The sequence below is a fragment of the Bifidobacterium simiarum genome (assembly GCF_002802905.1).
In the GTDB taxonomy this organism is placed as follows: Bacteria; Actinomycetota; Actinomycetes; order Actinomycetales; family Bifidobacteriaceae; genus Galliscardovia; species Galliscardovia simiarum.
The window spans coordinates 111,492-134,773 of sequence record NZ_PEBK01000003.1; the positions used below are offsets into that span (position 1 = coordinate 111,492).

Consider the following 23,282-nt stretch of genomic DNA (forward strand, 5'->3'; position numbering starts at 1 on the left):
ATCGCGGCACCGGAGCGGTCCCGCCGGCGCATCACCGGGACGGCCCCACCGAAACGGATCAGCCGACACAGATCAGCCGAAACGGATCAGCCGAAACGGATCAGCCGAAACGGATCGGTCAGAACAGGGCCGACTGGGAGAACTCGTCATCCCGATCGCCGGAATCTCCCTCCCCCGCCGGATCGCCGCCGGCCGCCGCGGCGCGCACCGCCGGGTCGAACGACACCGCACCCTCCTTGGCAAGCTGCGCGGACGCGGCCGCGGAGTCGGCGCGCAGACGGGAGTCGAGCGCCACCGCGTCCGACGACACCAGAAACGCGCGGTCGTTGATGCCGCGCAGGTACAGGCCGTCCAGTCCTTCGACCCTCGACAGCGCCACGTATCCCATGCCGGGGGCGAACGTGCGGCGCAGATCCATCACGGCCCGGTCGAGCGTCATGCCCTGCGATTTGTGGATCGTGATGCCCCACGCGCACCGCAGCGGCACCTGATTCACCGAGGCGAGCACGGTTTCGCCGTCCATCATTTCCCACGCGGCAGGCTTCATGGTCACGATGTTGCCGTTCTCGAACTCCACGACCGGCCATCCGCCCTTGGCTTCGCGGACGAATCCGCGGACCGTACCGATCGACCCGTTGACGTACTGGTGGTCCTGATCGTTGCGCAGGGCCATCACCACGGCGCCGGTCTTGAGCACCAGATGCTCGGGTGCCAGCATGTTGCGCTTGAGCCGTTCGACCAGCTGGGCGCTGCCGGCCGATTCGGCGTAGTAGTCGTGCGCCTCGTCGTCGATGCCGCGCAGCCGCATGTCGTTGAGCGAATCGGCCTGACGGTTGGTCGGAAACAGATTCGTCGCCACCTCGTCCGGCCCGGGCATCACACCCAGCCGCTCGGCCAGCACCGTACGGTCGTCGCCGCTCACCTCGCCGTCGCGGATGTCGGTGAGCACGCCGAGCAGACGGCCGTCGTCCTGTCGGTGCTGTTCGGTCAGATAGCAGATCACCGGATTGAGCTGGTTCCACACCAATGATTCGGTGACGAACCCTTCGGGGTTCAGTCCCCGGCGGGCGTACTCCTCCCGGGACCGCAGAAAATCCTCGTTCGGGGCGATCACGTCATTGTTGCGACCGGAGACGCTGACCGGCGGCAGCTGGAAGAAGTCGCCGGAGAGCACCACCTGCAGCCCACCGAACGGCCGGTCGTCGTGGCGGACGGCCCGGCAGACCTGATCGACCATGTCGAACAGCCAGGCGTGCATCATGGAGACCTCGTCGATGACGAGCACGTCGGCCGCGGTGATCTGCCGGCGGCGACGGGTGCGGATGCGCTTGAGCACCGGTTCGGTCAGGACCGTGGAGACGCCGATGCCGCTCCACGAGTGGATGGTCTGGCCGTTGATGTGGGTGGAGGCGATGCCGGTGGACGCGGTGACCGCCACCGAAGCGCCCCGCTTGCGCACGGCGTGGACGAACTCGTTGAGCACGTAGGTCTTGCCGGCGCCGGGCGCGCCGGTGAGGAACACGCTGGCACCGGCGTCGAGGATCGCGAGGGCTTCGGATTGCTGCATAAGCCACCATGATACTCAGCGGGTGGTTGAGCTTATGGGCAAACAAAAAACGATGCCGCACGGGTTATTCGCCCGCACGGCACCGTCAATCCCACAAATCGGCCGAATCCGAAGAGGAACGGAATCCGACCTTACGGCAGTATCACTTCAGATGAACGGTCGCGTCTGCCTACCACGACCGTAAGCCATCTTAGCGGTTTACAGCGCCTTGTACAGGGCCTTGACGTCATTCGGCGTCACCGCTCGCGGATTGACCGCCACGTTGCCGGACTTCAGCGCGTCCTCGGTCATCTGGTCGACGACGGCGAGGAAGGCCTCACGGTCCACGTTCGCGGCCTCCAGCGAATCGGGGATGCCGATTTCGGCGAGCAGCGCGCGGATCTCGTTGATGAAGTCGGCCGGCTCATAGTATTCGACGTCGGGAAACAGCGCCTCGTGCATGAGCTCGTACTGTCCCTTGTCGGCGAGCGCGTTGAATTCCAGGATGCTCGGCAGCAGCAGGCCGTTGGCCTCGCCGTGCGCCACATGGAAGAACGCGGAGATCGGGTGGCTCATGGCGTGCACGAGGCCGAGTCGGGTGGCTTCGAAGGCGATGCCGGCCATGGTGGCGGCGACCATCATACCGCGGGCCGCCTCGGCGTCGTCGCGGCGGGCGTAGAAGCGCTTGAAGTACTTGCCGATGAGCCGCAGGGCCTCCAGCGAGTACATGCCTGAGAACGTGGAGTCCACGGTGTTGGTGAACGATTCGATGGCGTGGACCATCGCGTCGGTACCGCAGGCGGCGGCCACGCGGGCCGGGACGGTGGCGAGCACGCCGGGGTCGAGGATCGCGTAGGCGGGCAGCAGCAGCTTGGAGCCGACGGTGAGCTTGTAGTTGCGGGCCTCGTCGGTGATCACGGAGAACGAGGTGACCTCGCTGCCGGTGCCGGCGGTGGTCGGGATGGCGATGAACGGCACGATCGGACCGGGCACGTTGTTCATGCCCTCGTAGTCGCCGATCTCGCCGCCGTACTTGACGACCACGCCGATGGCCTTGGCCACGTCGAGGGAGGAGCCGCCGCCGATCGCGATGATCGAGTCGCAGCCGGCCTTCTTGAACGCGGCCTCACCCTCCTCCACGCACACGGCGGTGGGGTTGGGCTTGACGTCGGAGAACATGACGTGCTTGATGCCGGCCTCGTCGAGCGAGTCGGTGGCCTGCTTGGCGAGCGGGGCGTCGGCGAGGAACGGGTCGGCGATGATCAGCACGTTGGTCATCTTCAGTTCGGCCGCGTACGAGCCCAGACGGCTGACGCCGCCGTAGTCGACGATGATGTTCTGGGGTACGGAGAATTTCAGCATTGTTCTGCCTTTCCATCTGCGGCGTCCGCGCGGCGTCATCACCGCGATCCATGCCGCAAGACCAGCATAGGTCGCACCGGCGTCCATGCATAGGCCGTTATCCATTAGCCATGCGGCGGGACGGTGCTTCCGGTGCGAATCGTGAAAAATGGGGCCCGTGGGAGTATATGGTCACCACGGACCCCGAGAATACCGACCTTCGATATCGCGATATCGATCGCGATATCGGCCGGATGCCTAGTGGCGGAGGGTCGATCCTTACGGAATGTCAGCCCTTGAGGAGGGTCACTCCTTGCCTTCGGAGACGGCGTTCACCGCGTCGGTGAGGATCTCGATGGCCTCGTCCACCTGCTTCTCGGTGACGATCAGCGGCGGGATGCAGCGGATGATGTCGTGGCCGATGGCGGTGGTGAGCAGGCCGCGCTTGAGGGCGGCGTGCTTGACGTCCACGGCGTTGACGGTGCCGTCGAACTCGAAGCCGACGAGCAGGCCGCGGCCGCGGGATTCCTTGATGTGCGGCAGGCTCTTGCCCTTCTCGATGAAGTACTTGCCGACCTTGGCGGCGTTCTCCGGCAGCTTGCGGCTGACGATCTCGTCGACCTCGGCGAGCGCGGCGGCGGTGCACATCGGGGAGCCGCCGAACGTGGTGCCGTGGGTGCCGGGGGTCAGGGACGCGGCGATCGGGTCCTTGGTGACCATGGCGCCGATCGGGACGCCGCCGCCGAGGCCCTTGGCCATGGTGAAGATGTCGGGCTCGACACCGTAGCCCTGCCAGGCGAACAGGGAGCCGGTGCGTCCCCAGCCGGTCTGGACCTCGTCGAAGATGAGCAGCAGGCCGTTGTCGTCGCACAGCTTGCGCAGGCCCTCGAGGAACTCCTGCGTGGCCGGGTGTACGCCGCCTTCGCCCTGAACCGGCTCGACCATGATGGCGATGGTGTTCTCGGTGATCTTGGCCTTGAAGTCGTCGAGGTTGTTGAACTCGGCGTAGGCGAAGCCCGGGGTCATGTCGCCGAAGCCGTCCTGGGCGAGGGATCCGGGCTGGCCGGTGGCGGCCAGGGCGCCGAAGGTGCGGCCGTGGAAGGAATGCAGGGCGGAGAGGATCTCGTACTTGTGCGGACCGAAGTGATCGATGCCGTACTTGCGGGCGAGCTTGATGGCCACCTCGTTGGCCTCGGTGCCGGAGTTCTGGTAGAAGATCTTGTCGAAGCCGGCGAGGTCACACACCTTCTTGGCGAGCAGGGCCTGCGGGATGGTGTACGGGTAGTTGAAGGTGTGCATGATGTCGCCCACCTGATCGCGCACGGCGGCCACGACCTTCGGGTTGCAGTTGCCGGCGTTGTTCACGGCGATGCCGCCGTAGAAGTCGAGGTAGGCGTTGCCTTCCGGGTCGTACAGGTACATGCCCTCGGCACGCTCGGCGACGAAATCGTAGCGCTCGTAGGTCTCGATCATGTACTTTTTGACGGTGGCCTTCAGCTCCTCTTCGGTGAGCCCGGTGTCCTTAAGCTTCATCGTCCTGCTCCTTTTCACAGCTGGATGGGATTTCCTGACCGCTGCGACGCCGCCCGTCCGCCGCGCGATTCGCGCCCGGCCTCGTACTGGCTTCGTTGTGCAATCTAGAACGGAGTCTAAAGTCGACGTGTTACCCAACGGGCCCGTTTATGTGACATCAAGATCACCAATCGGATATTTTTGGCCAATATGTTTCGATAGGTTGGATATGATGTCCATTCCAGACGCAGTTAGCGAGCCGCTGACGCATACTCGGCCCAGCCGGCGACAGTTCCGCTCAGAAAGGTGCATGCACAGGATGGAACGCGCGACCGTATGTGATTAAATGTCCGATATGACGTCCGATTTACGATCATGCCGGCTGGTGCCGATCATCGCGGCGGCGGTCGGCATGGTCATTGGCATATGCCTGTTCATTGCCGGAGCCCTCACTGCCATCAACGTCGATGACCAGCAATGTCTGACGCCACCGGATATTTCCAGCGGCACGCAGACCCTCAGCACTGTCGGCTACCGTTTCCCCCGATTCGCCATAGCCTGCCAGACCGAACGATATCAGGCGGCGACCGGCCGGCCCGCCACAACCGCAATATTCACCAACGGTAATACCACCGATCTCGCCAATACGGCGAACGTCTATGCCACGGGAGGTTTCCTCCTCACTCTCATATCGTCGCTGACATTACTGTGTTCGGCAGCGCGTTCAGCCATACGCTCTCGCCGGCGCGGAGCCGACCACCATAAGGGCAGCGGACGCCAATGGCTCCTGCGCCTCATGGCAGCGACCCTCATCCCGATCACGGCGACAACGTTGCTCTGGGGCTCACTCGACCTTTATGTCAGCGGACTCATGGTCGCCCACGGCGACTGTCTTGCCGAGCAGGCCACGGACATACCGTCAAAGGACCAAGCCGAGCCATACAGCGAGCACACCGAAGCGCGGTCTCGGGTCATTCGCCATCTCGACACTCAGCCCAACCCCGTTCCGACCTACGACTACGGCAATTGGTTCATGCATGCGCGAACGAACGCCTATGGTGAAACGCAATGCACATACGGCCCCGGACCCGGAGCGGACAGGCCCGTGACCTGGCCGATGCATCCGGGGCTCAACGCCTCGCTGACCCTGACCGCGGGCATGTTCGGCATGATGCTCGCCACGACGACGCTGATTCTCGTGCCGTTTATTCCCGAAAAGGCCGTCAAAAGGAAGGGTTCCAAAAACAAGGCCTCTACTGACACACTCTCAGGGTCTCGGCGACATTGCGCTTGAGCTCGTCGACGAGGGCCTGCGGGCCATCGAAATGAATCTGCGGGCGCAGATACTCGAGGAACTCCACGCGCACCCGGTGCCCGTACAGGTCGATCCATCCCTCGGACTGCGGGTCGAGCGCCTCGCCGATGCCGCCGACGGCCGCGGTTTCGAGCCCGTCCTTCTCGCCGTTCACGATCGCATACGCTTCGAGGATCCGCTCCTCCGGCTCGCCGAACGTGACCTTCGTGCCGATGGAGATCGCCGCGGGATAGCGCTTCACCTCGCCACGCTCGGCCTCGGAATCGACCCCAGATTCAGCCACAGACTCGCCATCCTCGCCGGCAACACCAAGATCGACCAGCCATCCGGCATACACGGCGTCGGCCGGCATATACCCCTGCACGTCCTGCCCCACGTTGGCCGTGGGGAAACCCAGGGTGCGGCCACGCTGCTTGCCGGCGACGACCGTGCCCTCCACGGCGTGCGGACGACCGAGAACCTCCGCGGCCTGCGCCACGCGACCACGTCCGAGCAGATACCGGGCATACGTGGAGCTCCACGCCCGCACCAGACGGTTCGGGGTCTTCTTGCTCAGCGCACGCCGTTCCGCCTTCGTCAGTCCGGAATCGGGGTCGTTGACCTTGTCGAGCGCGTCGGCCGCCGCCTCGTCGCCGGATCGCAGCGGCACGCGACGCTCCCCCGGCCCGCGGTCGTCGACCACATCGAGTTCGAACACGCGCGTGGCGTCGGCCAGCGTGGCGATGGACTTCACGTCGCCGGCCCGGTCTCGGCCCATGTGGGCGTCGGTGCCGAGCACGAGGGTGCGCATGCCCACCCGTCCGACGAGCTGCCCGATGAAGTACTGGTACGACTTGGCGCCGAACTCCAGCGTGTACCGGATCACCAGCACCCGTTCGATGCCGAAGCCCTCGATGAGCTTCAGCCGCTGGTCGAGCCCGGTGAGCGCATCCGGGTCGGCGTAGGATTCGCCGTCGGGCAGCTGCGCGCCGTCATGGGCCTTGGCGTAGCGGTGCACCACTTCGGGACGGGGGTCGAAGATGATCGCCACCGACGTGGCGCCGTAGCTTTTCGCCAGATCGACGGTGCGCTTCAGTACGGCGGCGTGGCCGCGGTGCACGCCATCAAAGTTGCCGACCGCCACGATCGACTTCTTGTTCCGGTTGAACGGGGGCCATGCGATGTTGCCTTCGACGTCCGGTGTCAACGTGTTGATCTTCATGTGCTCTACCTTGCTTGGTATCTGGTCTATTGGGTCTGATGGTCTGGGTTGGAGTCTGATCTGAATCGGGCCGGGAAGCGATCCCGCCGATCGGCATTCGTCGTGTCCGTCGTATCCTGCGTATCCGTCAGCCCGCCGGGAAGACGACGGCCGGTTTGGCCCGCCCGCCCCGGAACGGCGTGATCACGGCGATCAGCTCGTCCGCGGTGTGCGCGGCGGCCGCGTCGAGATCCCGCGGCAGGCTCGTCGGCCATGCGATCAGCCGGCCGAACCGCAGTTCGCGGGCCTGTTCGTCGCTGATCACCGCACAGGGCATGGTCCGTTCGGCGGACTGGATCATCGTCAGCGCACGGGACCGCACGTCGACGCCGTCGGGCAGGTCGAGCGCGGCCCGGTTGCGGGTGATCGTCTCGCCGTCCCGGTTGGTGAACGTCCTCGATTCGGCGTGCGCGTGGACCACCGAATCGGAATCGGCGGAGAAGCTGCCGACGCGGGTGCGACGCAGGTAGGTGAGGTGCCCGCCCACGCCGAGCGCGATGCCGAGGTCGCGGGCCAGCGCGCGGATGTAGGTGCCGGACGAGCAGGTGACGGTGACGTCCACGTCGATTACGGGAACCGTTTCGGCGGTCTCCCCCGCATCGGACGGGACGGGGGGCTCGGCCGAGACGGAGTCCGCAGCCGGGACGGCGGAGGCCGTGGCCGTGCGGATGTCGGTCACCGTGAATTCGCTGATCGTGACCGGCCGCGCCTTGAGCTGGACCGTCTTGCCTTCGCGGGCCAGATCGTAGGCTCGCTGACCGTTGATCTTGATGGCGGAGAAGGCATTGGGCACCTGCATGATCTCGCCGGTGAACCGTTCGGTGATGGTCCGTCTGATCAGTTCGGGGGTGATCGCCCCCGAGGGGATATCACCAGAGATATGCGCGGATTCACCGTCGGATGTGGACGGATCAGAAGACATCGCGGTTCCGGGCAGGGCGGTCCCGGATAGTGCCGTTCCGGACTGTGCTGTTCCGGACAGTGCGATCTGCTCCGCCAACGGGATGATCGTGCCTTCGGCGTCGTCGGTGTCGGTGGCCTGCCCGAGGCGGATCGTGGCCTCGTAGGTCTTGTCCGCGCCGACGATGTAGTTGAGCAGTCGGGTGGCGTGGCCGAAGCCGACGACCAGCACGCCGGTCGCCATCGGGTCGAGCGTGCCGGCGTGGCCCACCCGCTTCATATGCAGGGCGTGGCGGGCTGCGGCCACGACGTCATGACTGGTGACGCCCTGGGGCTTGTCGATGACGAGCACGCCGGAATCACGCTGGCCGGTGACCTGACCGTCGGTTTGGTGTGCGGTCATCGGACCTCGTCCGCGGACTCGTCGACGTGGTTGGCGATGGCGTCGAGACGGTCGGGATCGACCTCACGGTGATCCGCGGTCTCGGCGCCGACGTGATCGCCCGATTCGTCGAGCACGTCGAGCACGTCGCGGGAATCGTCGGCCTGATCGTCCCGCTCCTCGTCGTCGTGACGGTACGGGTCGGCCTCGCCGGCGTACTGGGCGTTCTCGCGGGCCTTGGCCAGTTCGCGGTCACGCTTGAGAGCCACGGAGAGGATGTCCTCGATTTCGGTGGCTTCGCCGGGCACCTCGTCGTACTTGAATTCGAGCACGGGGGTGAGGCGCAGTCCGGCCTTGCGTCCGACGAGCGAACGCAGATGGCCCTTGGCCTTGTTCAGCGCCTGATTGGCGCGCTTGCGCTGACCTTCGGCCTTGCCTTCGGTGCCCAGCTGGGTCCAGAAGATGCGGGCCAGCTGCATGTCGTTGGTCACGCGGACGTCGGTGATGGTCACGTTGTCCAGTCGGGGGTCGTGCAGTTCGCGTTCCAGCGCCTGGGCGACCACGCGCTTGATGAGGCCGGCGATGCGCACGGCCCTGGGGTTGGTACCAGCCATGATGTTCCTTTCACATATCGCACATATAGAACTGGCTCCCCTCCAGAGGGGAGCCAGAGGAATGGTTCCTGTCTGATCAGCCCGGTCAGGGCCGGTCAGGCCTACTTGCGTTCGACCTCACGCATCTCGAAGGTCTCGATGATGTCGCCTTCCTGGATGTCGTTGAAGGAGCCGAGGTTGATACCGGCCTCGTAGCCTTCCTTGACCGACTGCACGTCGTCCTTGAAACGACGCAGCGATGCGATCTCGAGATCGTTGACCGTGGCCACGCCGTTGCGCAGGATGCGGCACTTGGTGCCACGCTTGACCTCGCCGTCCTGCACCATGACGCCGGCGATGTTGCCGAACTTGGAGGAACGGAAGATCTCGCGGATCTCGGAGTGGGAGGTGACGACCTCCTCGTATTCGGGCTTGAGCATGCCCTTGAGGGAGGCCTCCACATCCTCGATGGCCTTGTAGATGACGGAGTAGTACTTGATCTCCACGCCCTCGCGGTCGGCGAGGTCCTGAACCTGACGGTTCGGACGCACGTTGAAGCCGATGATGACGGCCTTGTCGACCGTGGCGAGGTTGACGTCGTTCTGCGTGATCGCGCCGACGCCGCGGTGGATGACCTGGATGCCGACCTCGTCGGAGACCTCGATCTTCATCAGGGAGTCCTCGAGTGCCTCGACGGAACCGGAGGAATCGCCCTTGATGACGATGTTGAGCATGTCGATCTCGGACTTGGCGAACTGCTCCTTGAGGCTCTCGAGCGAGACGACCTTGCGACGCTTGGCCAGCTGGGCGGCGCGCTCGGTGGCCTGACGCTTCTCGGCGATCTGGCGGGCCGTGCGGTCGTCCGGAGCGACGAGGAAGAGGTCGCCGGCGGTGGGCACGGAGGTCAGGCCGAGCACCTGCACCGGGGTCGACGGCGGGGCGGCCTTCATCTGCTTGCCGTTCTCGTCGAGCATGGCGCGCACGCGGCCGTACGAGGTGCCGGCCACGATGGCGTCGCCCACGTGGAGCGTACCCTGCTGCACAAGCACGGTGGCCACGGCGCCGCGGCCCTTGTCGAGTCGGGCTTCGACGGTGGCGCCACGGGCGTCCATGTCGGGGTTGGCCCTGAGGTCGAGCGTGGCGTCGGCGGTCAGCAGCACGGCTTCGAGGAGCTTGTCCACGTTGATGTTCTGCTTCGCGGAGATGTCGACGAACATGGTGTCGCCGCCGTACTCCTCCGGCACCAGACCGAACTCGGTGAGCTGGCCGCGGACCTTCTCGGGGTTGGCGCCCGGCTTATCGATCTTGTTCACGGCGACCACGATCGGCACATGGGCGGCCTGAGCGTGGTTGATGGCCTCCACGGTCTGCGGCATCACGCCGTCGTCCGCGGCGACCACGAGGATCGCGACGTCGGTGAGCTCGGCACCACGGGCACGCATGGCGGTGAACGCCTCGTGACCCGGGGTATCGAGGAAGGTGAGCTTGCGGTGTTCGCCGTTGAGGTCGATGGAGACCTGGTAGGCGCCGATGCGCTGCGTGATGCCGCCGGCCTCGCGTGCGATGACGTTGGTCTTGCGGATCGTGTCGAGCAGTCGGGTCTTACCGTGATCGACGTGGCCCATGACGGTGACCACCGGCGGACGGGGCTTGAGATCCTCGTCGTCCTGCAGCTCCTCCTCGTCAAGGTCGATGTCGAACTGCTGAAGCAGCTCCTTGTCCTCCTCTTCGGCGGACACGATCTTGATGTTCCAGCCGATCTCCTCGCCGAGGATCTGGAAGGTGGACTCGTCCAGGGACTGCGTGGCCGTGGCCATTTCGCCCAGATGGAAGAGCACTGTGACCAGGGATGCGGCGTTGACGTTGATCTTCTCGGCGAGATCAGCCAGCGTGGCGCCCTGACGAAGCTTGATGGTCTGGCCGTTACCGGTGGGGATGCGGACACCACCGATAACGGGTGCCTTCATCTCCTCGAACTCCTGCCTCCTTGCGCGACGCGCCTTGCGTGCCTTGGAGGAACGGCTGCCCTGACGACCGAAGGCGCCTGCGGCACCGCCGCGACCGCCACGGCCCGGACGACCGCCGCCGGACTGAGGACCGTTGTTGCCGCCGTTGTTCTGGCCGGGACGGGGGCCGCCGAAGCGGGAGCCGCCCGGACGAGCGCCGGTGCCGGCACCCTGACCGGTACGGGTGTGACCCCACTGGGTGGGCCTGCCCTGACCCTGACCCGGACGAGCGCCGCGGGCACCCGGACGAGGACCGCCCTGACCCGGACGGCCACGACGGTTGTTCACCGTCGGACGGGCCATCGGATGCGGACGCGGAATGTCACCCGGAGTGGGCACGCTCATACCCTGCTTGCGGCTGAACGGATTGTTGCCGGGACGAGGGCCCGGAGTATGCGGACGAGCGGAGTTCGCCACAGCGGCGCCGCCGTTGCCGGGGGTACCGCCCTGATGCGGACGGGCCGGACGGGCCTGCTGGCCGCGCTGCGAACGATCGCGATCGTTGCGCTCATTGCGCTCGTTACGGTTGTGACCGCCGTGGCCGAGACCACGACCGCCCTGACCGTCCTGACCGTTGCGGCCGCCGCGACGATCGCCGGGATGCGGCGCGGAGGGACGCGGGCCGGGAACGTGCGGACGGGGGGAAGCCCCGCGGGACTGGGAGGACTGACCGTTCTGGCCGCCCTGATGCTGGCCGTGCGGGCCCGGAGTGGCCGGGGACTGCGGACGGGGAGCATGCGGTTCGGGGGCCTGCGGACGTGCCGCGGCATGATGCTGGGCACCCGGCTTGGGAACGTTATGGGACGCCGGAGCGTGAGGCGCGGGAGAGGCCGCCTGCCTCCTGCCCTGCGGCTTGGGTGCCGACTTCTTCTCGGCATTGTTGGACGGCTGGAACTCAGCCTTCAGTTTGCGCACAACCGGCGCTTCCACGGTTGACGAGGCCGACTTCACGAACTCGCCCATGTCCTTGAGCTTGTCAAGGACGGTCTTGCTGTCAACGCCAAACACCTTGGCTAATTCATACACGCGTGCTTTGGGCACCAATATCTCCTATTCCCGATCGCGCGTATGTCGTGTCACTGACGCGCGATCACTGATCACTGATGTCGAACAGTTCCTGTCTCATCGTGCGACCATGGTTGTGTTACCTCATTCTTGCTGAAAGCGGGCATGATAATCCCCTGTTTTCAGATACCGTGACCAGCATACTCAAGGCTATGGATTGCCGAGGGTATGCGAACGCCGGCTGTGTCGCACGTACGGGTCGGTGGGTCCTGACGGGTTTGTCAGACCACCGCCCGTAGCGGTCACAGCCGGCGTGCGATCACGCATTGCCGGTCACGCAGACATCACGCGATCACGAATCACGCGATCGCCGTAACGATCCGATCACGCCTCCTGGGCGCCGGCGGCATCGGCGTCGGCGTCGGCGTCGGAAGCGGCCGATTCCGCCTCCTGCTTCGCCTTCGCGGCGGCCTCGGCGGCCTTCTTGGCGCGGATCTCCTCGGACTCGATGCCGATCTTCCAGCCGGTGAGCTTGGCGGCGAGGCGGGCGTTCTGCCCCTCCTTGCCGATGGCCAGCGACAGCTGATCGTCGTGGATGAACGCGATCGCGGTCTTGTTCTTCTCGCTGACGACCTGCACCTCGGTGGCGTGGGCCGGAGACAGCGCCGCGGCCACGAACTTCGCCGGATCGCTCGACCAGTCGACGATGTCGATCTTCTCCTGACCGAGGTTCTCCATCACCGCGCGCACGCGGGAGCCGCCGGGGCCGATCAGCGCGCCCTTCGGGTTGACGCCCTGCGCGTTGGCGCGCACCGCGATCTTGGTGCGGGCACCGGCCTCGCGGGCGATCGACATGATCGACACGGCGCCGCTGGACAGTTCCGGCACCTCACGCTCGAACAGACGACGAACCAGCTCCGGATGCGAACGGGACACGATGATCTCTGGTCCCTTCAGTCCACGGGCCACGTTCACCACGTACACGCGAAGACGCTCGCCGTGACGGTAGCGCTCCCCCGGCACCTGCTCGCGGCGGGGCAGGATCGCCTCCACATCGCCGACGGCCACATACACATTGCCCGGGTCCTTGACGTCCTGCTGCACCACGCCGGTGATGAGCTTGCCCTTCTGACCGGAGAACGCGCCGAACACCTTCTCGTCGGCGGCGCGACGGAACAGCTGCGAAATGACCTGACGGGCGGTCGCCGCGGCCAGACGGCCGAAATCGCGCGGGGTGTCGTCGTATTCCTCGCCCAGCACCGGAGCGGGATGCGGATCTTCTTCGGTGGGTTCCTGACGGATCTCGTCCTGAGCCCACACCGTGAACGTGCCGGCACGCGGATCCAGCTCGACGCGGGCGTGCTTAGCGGCGTGAGGAGTCTTCAAATACGCGAGACGCAGAGCTTCCGCCAACGCGGTATCCAGAGTCTCGGCATCTATTCCCTGCTCAGCAGCGAGACGATACATACCTGCCAAGTCCAATTCCATGCCCAAGACCTCCCATATGAAGTTATCAACGGGCACCTTGCCCGCAAATGGTCTGCAACGGCTACTAGTCTAACGATTCATGCAGACACTATCCGCCTCGGGCGAACTCGGAGAGTCGGGCATCGGCGTGTTTCAAAGCGTATTTCACGGCATAGTTCACAACGGATTCCGCGGCATGATCCGTAGCACGTTCCGCAATATGTTCCGGCATCGTCCGATCGAGGCGGCCACCGCGGCGACCATGGCGACCGCTGCGACATGTGCGGCGTGCGCGGCCCTGATGCTGTCGATGACGATCGCGTCCCCGGCCCACGCGGCCATGGCGGGCATCGCCGGTCAGGGTGGGGACGACAGTGAACTGAGTGCCTGCGAGCGCGCGCTCACCGTCGGATACCGCGACTCGGCCCGGTACCGCGCTCCCCTGCCGTCGTCGGTCCGACTGCTTGCGGCGTCCGGCGCCCGCAGTGCATGGAGTCAGGCCGCGGTCGACTGCCCCGGCAGGTTCGCCGAGGGCACGGTCCGCAGCGCACAGGCCATGATCGTCGGCCGATCGCTTGAGCAGGCGGCCGGGATGGTCGGCCGGTTCATCACCGTACCGTCCGATCGGATCGACGACGGTGAGATCGGTGACGGCACGACCGGCGGGACGACCGGCAAAACGAAGTCCGCGGGATCGACCGGTTCGGCAGAGTCGGCACTGACGGCCAAGACCGCCGCCGCACTCGCCGTGGCCGAGGATCGCGCCGGCTTCGGCTTTGAGGTCCTAGCCGCGCGACACAGCGCGAACGCCACGATGCATACGATGAGCAACCGGCACAAGGCCAACGCCCAGCTGCTCGCCACGGCCGTGAAGCAGACCAAGGATCCGAGGCAGAAGGTGTATGCGGTCAAGTCGCTGTTGGCCGGTCCGAATACGATCATCGATCCGACCAACGGGATCGTCGCGCCGACGACCGCCGTGGTGGAGATGAACTGCGCGATGGAGCAGCTGAACGCCCTCGCCGAACAGACCGAAGCCGGGGTGTCGGGATCGTCCGGGACCGCGAACAACGGAACGAATGCGACGAGTGCCAAGACGACCGGCGATCATGCGGCCGGGGCCGGTACCTCCGCCGACTCTACGACAACGTCCACGTCCCTCAATTCGACGGGTGATTCGGATGCGGATGCGACGAGCACGCGGACCATGATCGCACTGTCCGATCTGATCGCCGCCCACATCGTCACCGCCCACGACCTCGGCTATCCCGGCGCCGAAACGCTGCTGCTGAAGTAGTCCCGCGCCGGTACGCCATACTTTTCCGAACCACTCTTGGCCTTACTCGGCCAATCCGTTTACCAAGACCGCTTTTAAGGATCCGGAGATCTCACCGCGAACCACATGGGCTCGAGAGGAAGTCCAAGAAATCCCGAAATCCAGACTGTTCCGTCAGGCTTTTCCGAAGGAAGTCTTCCCCTAGGCTGAGTCCGGTAAAACGGCAGGCGAGTGAAGGCCCGAAGCACCTCGGCTTCCCCTTGAGGGGAAGATGGCCGGCGAAAGCCGGACGGATGATGTGACAAGCGAAGTCTCAATCAGCCAGTGCCCCCGCCGGCGGGGGCTGTCGAGCGGACGCGAGACTGAGGGTGGTCGAACCCCATTACACGGCAATTCAACCACCCCCAGTCTGCCTACGGCAGCCAGCCCCCGACATCTTATGCGACGTGCGCCTTCAAGGCGCACTGCTACGAGCGATCGCCGATCGTTCGTCCGGCGGGGGCGGACATTAGAGCGACGTCCCGCAATTGGGGACGGCCCTTCGCAAAAGCCTGATTGAAGGCAGTGCCTTCAATCACAGGCTTTTCCATGCGACGCCCTCGCCGCGCCAGCCGGCCGCGACCACCGCACGGTACTCCGCGTAGCTCGTCGTGTACACATGCTCGCCGCCACCGTTGCCACGGCCGTTCTTCGGCTTGTGGTACGGCTTCGGGTTATAGAGCCTGTACACGTCCCTGCCGGTCGGGCTGGTGTACCAGGCGATGCCCTCGTCCTTCCAGCCCAGACGCACGAGCATGTCGTGCTCCTTCTTGTTCAGCGTCCAGTTGTGGTTGCCGCTCCGGCGGTTGTACTCGCGGTACACCGGCTTCGCGCCCGGGGTGTCCTTGCTCACCGTGATGAACGCGGAGCCACCACGGTTCTCGTCACGCCAGCCGAGCCTGACCAGCATGTCGTTCTCCGCCTTGTTGATCGTGTAGTGGTGCAGACCGGAGTTGCGGTTGTAGACACGGTAGACGGGCACCTGCTTGGCGATCTCCTTCTTGCCAACGGTCACGGTCAACGTTGCAGAGGCCGTGCCGGACTTCGCCGTAATCGTCGCCGTGCCATTCCGCAGTCCCAAAATCTTGCCGGACACATCGACGGATGCGACCTTCGGATCGGATGAGGACCACTGCACTCCAGCCAGAGTCGCGTTCGCCGGCGTAATCGACACACCCACCGATGCGGTCTGCCCCACGGTCAGCGACATCGTCTTGGCGGACAGTGTCACGCCCGTCGGAACCGTGATCTTTCCCTGATTCAGGAGCACGGCGTTGGATGTGGATTCCGGCTTGCCGTCACCGTTGGCATCCAGCTGCACCCCGTAGTTGCCATCGGCGCGCACCGACGACACCGTGAACCGGGAATTCGGCGTAACCGTCAGGTACTGACTGCGATGCTCGACCCGCTTGCCGCCGTTCTGCACGTCCGTGTCGATCGTGGCAGTACCGTGTCCGGTGCCCTTAAGCGTGAACGAGTATTCACCCGGCGCACCATAGAGCACCATCATCTTCTTCGCATCGCCATTGCGCACGATGGTTTCGAAGTGACCATCGGCATTGTCCACGGAACCGGCCTGATTGGTCAGACTGGCAACGAGCCGTCCGCTGCGCCGTACCTCCACGTTCAGCGGGCATAGCACGGTCGCATACCACAGGTGCGGCGAATTGCTGTACCAAGTGGAATCCGGGGCGATCAGGTTCTTCTCCAGAGTCTGGATCTCCTTGGCATTGATCGCAGCATTGTCTCGCTGGGCCGGCTGCGCCCACCCGCCGTTGCCCTTGGCAAAACTCGGGTCGGAGAACGTCTTCTCGCCCTTCTCGTGAATCTTCAGCAGCATGGCAAGGCTGTACAGCACGGACTTCGCATCGTTGAGCTTGGCCACCGGATCGGTCCGCTCCTGCTCGAAACTCCGCATCGACGTGTTGTATCGCATGGCCAGCGCATACGCAATGTCGGTCTGGATACGCATGGTCTTCGCCGTGGCCGCCGCATTGACGGTGGACTTCAGTAGCGTGCTGGTCATCGCCGTGGAGGTCACCTGTGCGATCGCCACGTACGGGAGCTTCCTGGCCACCCATTCGTTGATCTTCTTGTCGATCTCCTCCGACGCCTTGCCGTCGAGGTAGCCGAAGAATTCATCGACGAACTTGTCTCCGTTCAGCTGGATCGTCGTGGCCGCGTCGCCGGCAGCGGCGCGCACGGCCGGAATCGTGGCCTTCTTCTGCATGGAGCTGAGGATGGCAACATACATGCCGACGCGGTCCTGCATTTCCATAAGCCGTTGGATGTTGTTCCACGAATCGTTGAGGTCCTTGGCCTTGTTGAGATAGTCGTTGATCTTGCCGAGTTTCTCAACCTTGTCCGAGGCCTTGCCATAGAGCTCGGCGACCCTCGAAAGCCGGTTGAATCGCTGGAGGAAGTTCTGTGCACGCTGCATCTGTTGGAACGTGGAGCCGAACATGCGGTTGATCCTGACCGGATCGTTGATCTTCTCCTGATCGGACGCCACCTTATCGTAGACCGCCTTCACCTGATCGGCATAGTCGGAGAAGCTTTTGTATTGCTCCTGCGCCACCTTGGGGCTGGCGAGCGCGGCGGCAAGGATCTTCAGACCGGTGCGCTGCTCCTCGCTGGTGTTCTGCTTGAGCTGGTCCTGAGCCCACTGCCGGGCGGCGTCGTTGAACTCCTCGATGAAGTTGTCCCGTGACGCGCCGGTGATCAGATCGTCGGAATCGTAGAGCGTGGCGAGAATCAGACTCTTGGCCTCGTCCTGCGTCATGTTGCGACTGGACACCAGACTGCCCTTCGTAGCCGCATCAATGAGATTCCACATACCGGAGAGCACATCCATATGCTGACTCTGCGCGGCAACCGAGTAACGGTTGTACCACAGCTGGGTCATGGTTTCATCGGAAAGCTTGTTGAGTTCCGAACTCACATCGGCATTGGCATCCCACTGTTCGATTCTGCGTACCAGCGTGAAGTCGGCGTTGCTGCGGCTCACCGGCAGACTCGCCTTGGCGCTTGCCTTGCCGGCGGTGGTCACGATCGCCGCACTGGCGTCGAAGGACTGCACATAGGTGTGCAGATACGAGTCGAGGATGTACACGTCGAACTTCGCGGTAACGCTCTTGTATGGCTTCAGCGTGACGGGATTGAGCAGACCCTTGACGTCCCGGACCCGCTCCTCCTTGTTCTGAGAGAAGCTCAGCCCCTTCGGCAGGGTCACCTTGGCGGAGGAGATGGTGAGCGACCGGTCCTCATGCTTATCGGACGCCTGCTCGTTGGTTACGGTGATCGACATCGGGATCTTCGATCCGATGTACTCGCCGTTGGAGAACCAGGCCGGGGAACTGGTGTAGGTAAGCGAGGAGCTTACCTTGGCCTTGGAATCGTCCGTGGACGTACCGCCCTGCACGTTGTCGCCGAACGGGGTTCGCGTGGCGATGTTGGATCCGGTCACTCCATAGGTGGACCGGCCGCATGCGTAGATGGAGCCGTCGTCGGTCAGGACGAATGCGGTGAAGGCCTGACCGTCGGTCGGGGCCGCAGTGATGCCGATCGCGTTGCTGACACGGCTGAAATCGTCGAGTTTGGCACCACTCAGACCGTACTGAGGCAGGTTGGAGGCGAAGCCGACGCCCCAGCTGTGCACCTTGCCGTCGGCGGTAATCGCCATGGCCCGGGGATTGAGATCGTTGGTCGACTGCGCATACAGTGTCCGCACGTTCGTCAGTCCGTCCACCGGAGTCGGAGAGACGGAGCCGGTCGTACCATGGTCGGCGTAGGAGTAGGCGTGACCGAGCTGTCCGTAGTCGCCGGCGCCCCACGTGTAGACCCGGCCGTTGCCGCTCAGCGTATAGGAGGTGCCGTAATCGGTCGATGATTCGGTCGTGGTGGAGATCGTCTTCACACCGGACAGTCCGGGAACCGTGACCGGGGTGGAGCGATCCTTGCGATCGCCGAGGCCGAGCTGACCGACGTGGTTGCGTCCAGAAGCCTTCACCGTACCGTTGGCCATCAGAGCGAGATAGTATCCGTTGCCGGCCGTGACGGATCGTACGCCGGACAGGCCGGACACCCGGGTGGCACCCAGATTCAGCGAGGTTCGATCGGCGGCGTCAGCGGGGAGTCTGGTCGAGAACCTGACGACGCCGCCATCGGACAGCGTGGCATAGGCGACCTTGTTGGTGCTGTCCACGCTGACCGAGCGCACTCCGGACAGACCGCTGACCGGCAGGTACTTCGTCGGGTATCCTCCGACTGGAACAGACACCGTACCGTTCGTCCGAACCACGATCCCATTAGTGTCTTCGTTGAAGGTGCTTTCGGCCACGCCGGACAGCAACGTCTTGCCATCGATCAGATTGACCATATCGCCGTTGCGGGCCAGCGCCCTGGTATCACTCGTGATCCTCTTGATTCCGGTGAGCCCCTTGCGCTGGTAGGTCACCAGATTCGCGTTCATCGTCCACACCGTGCCGTCGGACAGCAGGACGTTCGGCGCCGCCGTCACATCGGGATCGGAATCCTCATAATTCGCCGCGATCTGCACCGGCTTGGCGGGCAGCTTCGACGCCGCATTCGCCGTACCTACCAGCACATTGGACGCCAGCAGCGTCGCCACCGCGCAGACCAATGCGATCATGCCTTTGAGCATGACTCCGGACAGTCCCCTGCCCCTGTCTCTATTCATACCTGTCTTCTTCCTCTGATACGAACTGCAATCACGGAACGACTGGCATAAGGAGGCATACCGCAACGCTTCCCCATCCGGCTGCACAGCATACAGTCTCATCATTTACGACAGTCCCCATCCTTCTCCCCCCGATCGACATCCATAGTGCATACCGATGGGAACCCAACCTCGTCATCGTTGCCACCTTATTTACCCCTTATCTCGGGCATTAATCCATCTCTCCACGCACACCCCCGCACCTTCGCACAAACGGCCGGCGAGTGCCACAAGACCCTGAAACCGTTGGAATACCGCCGAAAACGGCATGAAAAAGGGGTTCCGGCCGATCGGCTGGAACCCCTAGAGGCGGATAAGGCGAGATTCGAACTCGCGGAGGGGGGTGCCCTCACACGCTTTCGAGGCGTGCTCCTTCGACCGCTCGGACACTTATCCATTCGTTACCTTGAACAGGCAACTTGTATAGTATGCCACAACCCTGCGACCTTGGCAAATCCAGAAGGATTCGTGTCGTGGTCGGGAGGGTATCCAAAAACGCAGCCTCACAACTCCGCTATTTCACCCCGAAAAAGGCCTTTCGCACGCCCTACAACCCGACATGTGAGGCTTCGTGCACGGAAGCGTTGACCCACTGGCTCTGCGTCACCTTGTCTCCGGAGAAAATGCCGATGTCGAGCATGCAATCGCGGTAGTCACGCCCGTGGGCGATGGTGATGTAGTTGTCGTCGACCAGACGATTATGCGTCGGATCGAGCCCCACCCAATGGTCCTTGTGATACACCTCCACCCACGCGTGCGTGGCGCCCTCGCCGCCGAGCAGCCCGGCGATGTATCGGGCGGTGAGCCCCACATGACGGCACACGGCGAGCATCACATGCGCGTAGTCCTGACACACGCCCTTGGCCTGGGTCAGCGCCTCCTCGGCCGTGGTGCGGATCGTGGTGGACTTGGGCGTGTAGGTGAACGCCTTGTAGACCTCGTCCATCACCACCGAGGCCACCGCCACCGGGGATCCGGTATTGTGCTCGTGGCGCAGACGGTCCTTGCACCGCTCGGTCAGCGCGGTGATCGACGGCCCCGGAATGGTCAGCGCCGAATCGAAGCGGTACAGCGGCTTGTAGATCTCGGATTTGATGTGCTCGTTGTCCACGAAGGCGATGCCGGTGACCCGGTAGCCGAAATGGTCATGCGGTTCGGGAATGAACCCGGTCATCACCACCGAATCGAAGGAGTCGATGGCCTTCTCCGCCTCGACCTCCGGATCGATCACCACCTTGGTGTCCACCACCTGCTGCCGCGGTCCGGTGGCGGGGATGCATCGAAGCTGAAAACGATGATCGGTCACCGGCGAACTGAACGTCAGCTTCATCGCATAGTCAAAATACAGTTTCTTCAACCGTGTCAGCTCCTTATGCCCTGTATGCCCTGCCATTTGCGAGTCGCTACAGTCTACCCTACCGCCTCCCCCACTCGCATGACACGCTGCGACCACCGGACGGCGGGGCTTCAGTCAGCAGACCGGAACCGAAGCCCCAACCAACCAGCAGGCAAGGCAGAATCCTCAGCCGGCAAGGCAGAATCCGCAGAATCCTCAGCCGGCCAATCGAGCAGTCAGCCGAATCCTCAGTCGGCCACACTCCCACCGGCGAGGTTCATCGCGGAGATCTCGCTGAGCGGCTTCAGCGCGGCGGCGGTCACGCGGTCGGAGAAGCCCTGCTGGAACCGGGTGAGCGCCTCGGCCAGCTCGGGGTAGCCACGGCCGGGCAGCTGGCCGATCAGCCAGCGAAGCCCGGAGGCGAAGCATTCCGGCACCGGCAGACCGTCGAGCGTGACCGCGTAGCCGATCAGCTTGGTCATCGGCGGCTTGAGCTCGGGACCGGTGGCCTTGAGACGGGTGTACAGGTCGAGCCGTTCGAGATACTTGCCGATGAACAGGAACGACTTGAGCGTCTGGTCCTCCACCGAGTTCTCGATCGCACCCCAGAAGGCGAGCATGTCGTCCTCCACGTCGCGCTGGTCGTAGATGTCCTCGGCGTCGGAGGACCGGCTGGAGGCGTCGGCGATGGAGCTCAGCGCCAGTTCCACGTACTGCAGGACGCGCGAGCTCAGTTCCGGCCGCAGGATCACCGCGTTGTTGAACGCGCAGTCCATGGCGCTGCGCACCGAGTTCGGATTGTTCGGGTCGTACAGGAAGTTCTGGATGAACGCGTCGAAGTCCTCGAAGTCCTCGGGCAGGTCGAGCGCGCGGGCGAACGGGCGGAACGCGTCCACGTCGGTGTCCATCACGTGATCGTAGAACGGGAAGAACCGGGTGAGCGTGGTGAACACGCGTTCGGTGTAGCGGCCGAGCCAGTAGAGGTTGTCGGCCTTGGACGCGGTGAGCAGCGACAGCGAGTGACGGGTCGATTCGGGGGCCACGGAGATCTTCTCCCCCTTGAACTCGTCCAGCGTGGGCGTATGGTCGCCGGCCAGCACCCAGGTGTCCTTGAAGCCGCCTCCCTGCGAGGAGTTGACGATCATCTGCCCGGGCACCGAGGAGTATCGGGTCAGGCCCGAATACCACACGCGCGTATCCGGTCCGGTGACCACGAACGCACGCAGATCGGCCTTGCGCGGCTCCTGACGGCCGGTGACCGGATCGACCACGTCGATGTCGCGGAACTGGACGACCTCCTGGGCGATGAACCGGCGCGGATCGGCCTTGATCCGATCGGCCAGCTCCTCGCGCTGCCGGGAGTCGAGCGACGAGCCGAACACGACGCCGTATCCGCCGGCCTCGGCCACGTCCTTGATCACCAGTTCGCCCAGTCGGTCGAGCACGGTCTTGCGGTCCTCGTTGAACATCGGCATGTAGGTGGGGGCGTTGTGCAGGATCGGATCCTCGTGCAGATAGTACTGGATCATCGCCGGCACGAAGTAGTAGATCGCCTTGTCGTCGGCCGCGCCGTTGCCGGGGGCGTTCATGATGGCCACGTTGCCCGCGCGGTAGGCGGCGAGCAGCCCGGGCACACCGATCACCGAATCGGCGTTGAACGCGAACGGGTCGAGGTATTCGTCGGAAAGACGGCGATACACCACGCCCACGCGATGCTTGCTGCCGGAGTAGTCGACGAAGTACAGCTTGTTCTGCTCGACCTCGAGATCCTCGGGGAAGGCCAGCACGGCGCCGGTCTTCTCGGCCAGATACGCGTGTTCGAAGAACGCGGAGTTGAACCGGCCGGGGGTGAGCACCACGGAGATGCCCTCGGTGGAGACGAAGTCCATGGATCGCCGCAGCAGCAGCGGGTAGGCGCGGTTGTCGCGCACATGCACGTCGCGGAACAGCTTGGGAGAGATGCGACGTTCGATGTCGCGCACGAACAGCGGGTAGCTGGCGCCGGAGGGGATGCGCAGATTGTCCTCGAGCACCCACCAGCGACCGTCCTCGCCCTGGACGAGATCCTCGCCGGCGATGTGCGCGAACACGCCGGCCGGCGGGGTGACGCCGTTGACCTGCGGGAAGTAGCCCGCGGACGTGTACACGTATTCCTCGGGGATCACGCCATCATGGATGATGCGCTTGTCGGAGTAGATGTCCTTGAGGTAGGCGTTGAGCGCGTCGACGCGCTGCTTGAGGCCCGCTTCGAGTTCGTCGAATTCGTCGGATTCGATGATGCGCGGGATCGGATCGTACGGGAACAGCTGGTCGTGATACTGCCCGTTCTTGTAGATGCCGAACCGCACACCGTTACGGCTGAGCTCGCGGTTGATCGCCTGCCTGCGATCGACCAGATCAGAAGCCATCTTCTGCGCCATGGACTGTATCACTGCCTGCCTCCGCTGTCGTTTGCCTCTTCGTTTGCATGGCCGTATGCCCGTACTGCCCGTCGGCATGGCCATGCGCGGCGGAATGGCGGTCGGTGGCCGTTCCGCACATGACTGCTCCCAACGTAGTCACATGCGGTTAACGAACGGCCCCCGC

The 23,282-nt window shown here is 64.3% G+C and carries 13 protein-coding genes and 1 tRNA gene; 2 read left to right on the forward strand and 12 right to left on the reverse strand.

What is annotated here, in order from left to right:
- Nucleotides 1-118 precede the first annotated feature (118 nt).
- From CSQ87_RS03900 to CSQ87_RS03910, 3 genes are all read right to left on the reverse strand, one after another.
- The gene (locus CSQ87_RS03900; protein ID WP_100512577.1) at nucleotides 119-1,567 is read right to left on the reverse strand and encodes a DEAD/DEAH box helicase; all 1,449 of its coding nucleotides are present in this window, start codon (nucleotides 1,565-1,567) and stop codon (nucleotides 119-121) included.
- 198 nt (nucleotides 1,568-1,765) lie between these two features.
- Nucleotides 1,766-2,908: an iron-containing alcohol dehydrogenase gene (locus tag CSQ87_RS03905; RefSeq protein ID WP_100512578.1), complete on the reverse strand. Its 1,143-nt coding sequence runs from the start codon at nucleotides 2,906-2,908 to the stop codon at nucleotides 1,766-1,768.
- Between the two features lie 285 nt (nucleotides 2,909-3,193).
- Nucleotides 3,194-4,420: an aspartate aminotransferase family protein gene (locus tag CSQ87_RS03910; protein WP_100512580.1), complete on the reverse strand. Its 1,227-nt coding sequence runs from the start codon at nucleotides 4,418-4,420 to the stop codon at nucleotides 3,194-3,196.
- Nucleotides 4,421-4,745: 325 nt separating this feature from the next.
- Between CSQ87_RS03910 and CSQ87_RS03915 the strand changes: the two genes are divergently transcribed.
- Nucleotides 4,746-5,693: a hypothetical protein gene (locus CSQ87_RS03915; RefSeq protein ID WP_133122341.1), complete on the forward strand. Its 948-nt coding sequence runs from the start codon at nucleotides 4,746-4,748 to the stop codon at nucleotides 5,691-5,693.
- Here the strand turns inward: CSQ87_RS03915 and CSQ87_RS03920 are convergent.
- From CSQ87_RS03920 to nusA, 5 genes are all read right to left on the reverse strand, one after another.
- Complete coding sequence (locus CSQ87_RS03920; protein ID WP_100512582.1) at nucleotides 5,653-6,915, reverse strand: riboflavin kinase; 1,263 nt, start codon at nucleotides 6,913-6,915, stop codon at nucleotides 5,653-5,655. The genes CSQ87_RS03915 and CSQ87_RS03920 overlap by 41 nt on opposite strands.
- Before the next feature lie 127 nt (nucleotides 6,916-7,042).
- A complete protein-coding gene (locus tag CSQ87_RS03925) occupies nucleotides 7,043-8,257 on the reverse strand; it encodes a tRNA pseudouridine synthase B (protein WP_100512584.1) in 1,215 nt (404 codons plus the stop codon).
- Entirely contained in the window at nucleotides 8,254-8,850 is a 597-nt protein-coding gene (rbfA, locus tag CSQ87_RS03930) for a 30S ribosome-binding factor RbfA (protein WP_100512585.1), read from the reverse strand. The genes CSQ87_RS03925 and rbfA overlap by 4 nt, the downstream gene beginning before the upstream one ends.
- A 101-nt stretch (nucleotides 8,851-8,951) precedes the next feature.
- Complete coding sequence (gene infB, locus CSQ87_RS03935; RefSeq protein ID WP_100512586.1) at nucleotides 8,952-11,876, reverse strand: translation initiation factor IF-2; 2,925 nt, start codon at nucleotides 11,874-11,876, stop codon at nucleotides 8,952-8,954.
- A 348-nt stretch (nucleotides 11,877-12,224) separates the two neighbouring features.
- Entirely contained in the window at nucleotides 12,225-13,328 is a 1,104-nt protein-coding gene (gene nusA / locus CSQ87_RS03940) for a transcription termination factor NusA (RefSeq protein WP_100512587.1), read from the reverse strand.
- Nucleotides 13,329-13,503: 175 nt separating this feature from the next.
- On the opposite strand from nusA, the gene CSQ87_RS03945 reads away from it, so the two are divergent.
- Complete coding sequence (locus tag CSQ87_RS03945; protein ID WP_100512588.1) at nucleotides 13,504-14,604, forward strand: hypothetical protein; 1,101 nt, start codon at nucleotides 13,504-13,506, stop codon at nucleotides 14,602-14,604.
- Between the two features lie 553 nt (nucleotides 14,605-15,157).
- On the opposite strand, the gene CSQ87_RS03950 is transcribed toward CSQ87_RS03945, so the two are convergent.
- The 4 genes from CSQ87_RS03950 to CSQ87_RS03965 all read right to left on the reverse strand — a co-directional run bounded on the left by CSQ87_RS03950 (nucleotide 15,158) and on the right by CSQ87_RS03965 (nucleotide 23,128).
- A complete protein-coding gene (locus CSQ87_RS03950) occupies nucleotides 15,158-19,321 on the reverse strand; it encodes an Ig-like domain-containing protein (RefSeq protein ID WP_165776732.1) in 4,164 nt (1,387 codons plus the stop codon).
- 349 nt (nucleotides 19,322-19,670) lie between these two features.
- Nucleotides 19,671-19,756, reverse strand: a tRNA-Ser gene (locus tag CSQ87_RS03955).
- A 151-nt stretch (nucleotides 19,757-19,907) separates the two neighbouring features.
- Entirely contained in the window at nucleotides 19,908-20,717 is an 810-nt protein-coding gene (locus CSQ87_RS03960; protein ID WP_100512590.1) for a transglutaminase family protein, read from the reverse strand.
- Nucleotides 20,718-20,944: 227 nt separating this feature from the next.
- Nucleotides 20,945-23,128, reverse strand: a complete 2,184-nt coding sequence (locus tag CSQ87_RS03965; RefSeq protein WP_100512591.1) for a circularly permuted type 2 ATP-grasp protein — start codon at nucleotides 23,126-23,128, stop codon at nucleotides 20,945-20,947.
- Nucleotides 23,129-23,282 lie beyond the last annotated feature (154 nt).

Coding starts and splice junctions, on each gene's coding strand:
- CSQ87_RS03915 (WP_133122341.1), top strand. CDS start 4,746: ATGTCCGATATGACGTCCGATTTACGATCATGCCGGCTGGTGCCGATC.
- CSQ87_RS03920 (WP_100512582.1), bottom strand. CDS start 6,915: ATGAAGATCAACACGTTGACACCGGACGTCGAAGGCAACATCGCATGG.
- CSQ87_RS03900 (WP_100512577.1), bottom strand. CDS start 1,567: ATGCAGCAATCCGAAGCCCTCGCGATCCTCGACGCCGGTGCCAGCGTG.
- rbfA (WP_100512585.1), bottom strand. CDS start 8,850: ATGGCTGGTACCAACCCCAGGGCCGTGCGCATCGCCGGCCTCATCAAG.
- CSQ87_RS03950 (WP_165776732.1), bottom strand. CDS start 19,321: ATGAATAGAGACAGGGGCAGGGGACTGTCCGGAGTCATGCTCAAAGGC.
- CSQ87_RS03945 (WP_100512588.1), top strand. CDS start 13,504: ATGATCCGTAGCACGTTCCGCAATATGTTCCGGCATCGTCCGATCGAG.
- CSQ87_RS03905 (WP_100512578.1), bottom strand. CDS start 2,908: ATGCTGAAATTCTCCGTACCCCAGAACATCATCGTCGACTACGGCGGC.
- nusA (WP_100512587.1), bottom strand. CDS start 13,328: ATGGAATTGGACTTGGCAGGTATGTATCGTCTCGCTGCTGAGCAGGGA.
- CSQ87_RS03925 (WP_100512584.1), bottom strand. CDS start 8,257: ATGACCGCACACCAAACCGACGGTCAGGTCACCGGCCAGCGTGATTCC.
- CSQ87_RS03910 (WP_100512580.1), bottom strand. CDS start 4,420: ATGAAGCTTAAGGACACCGGGCTCACCGAAGAGGAGCTGAAGGCCACC.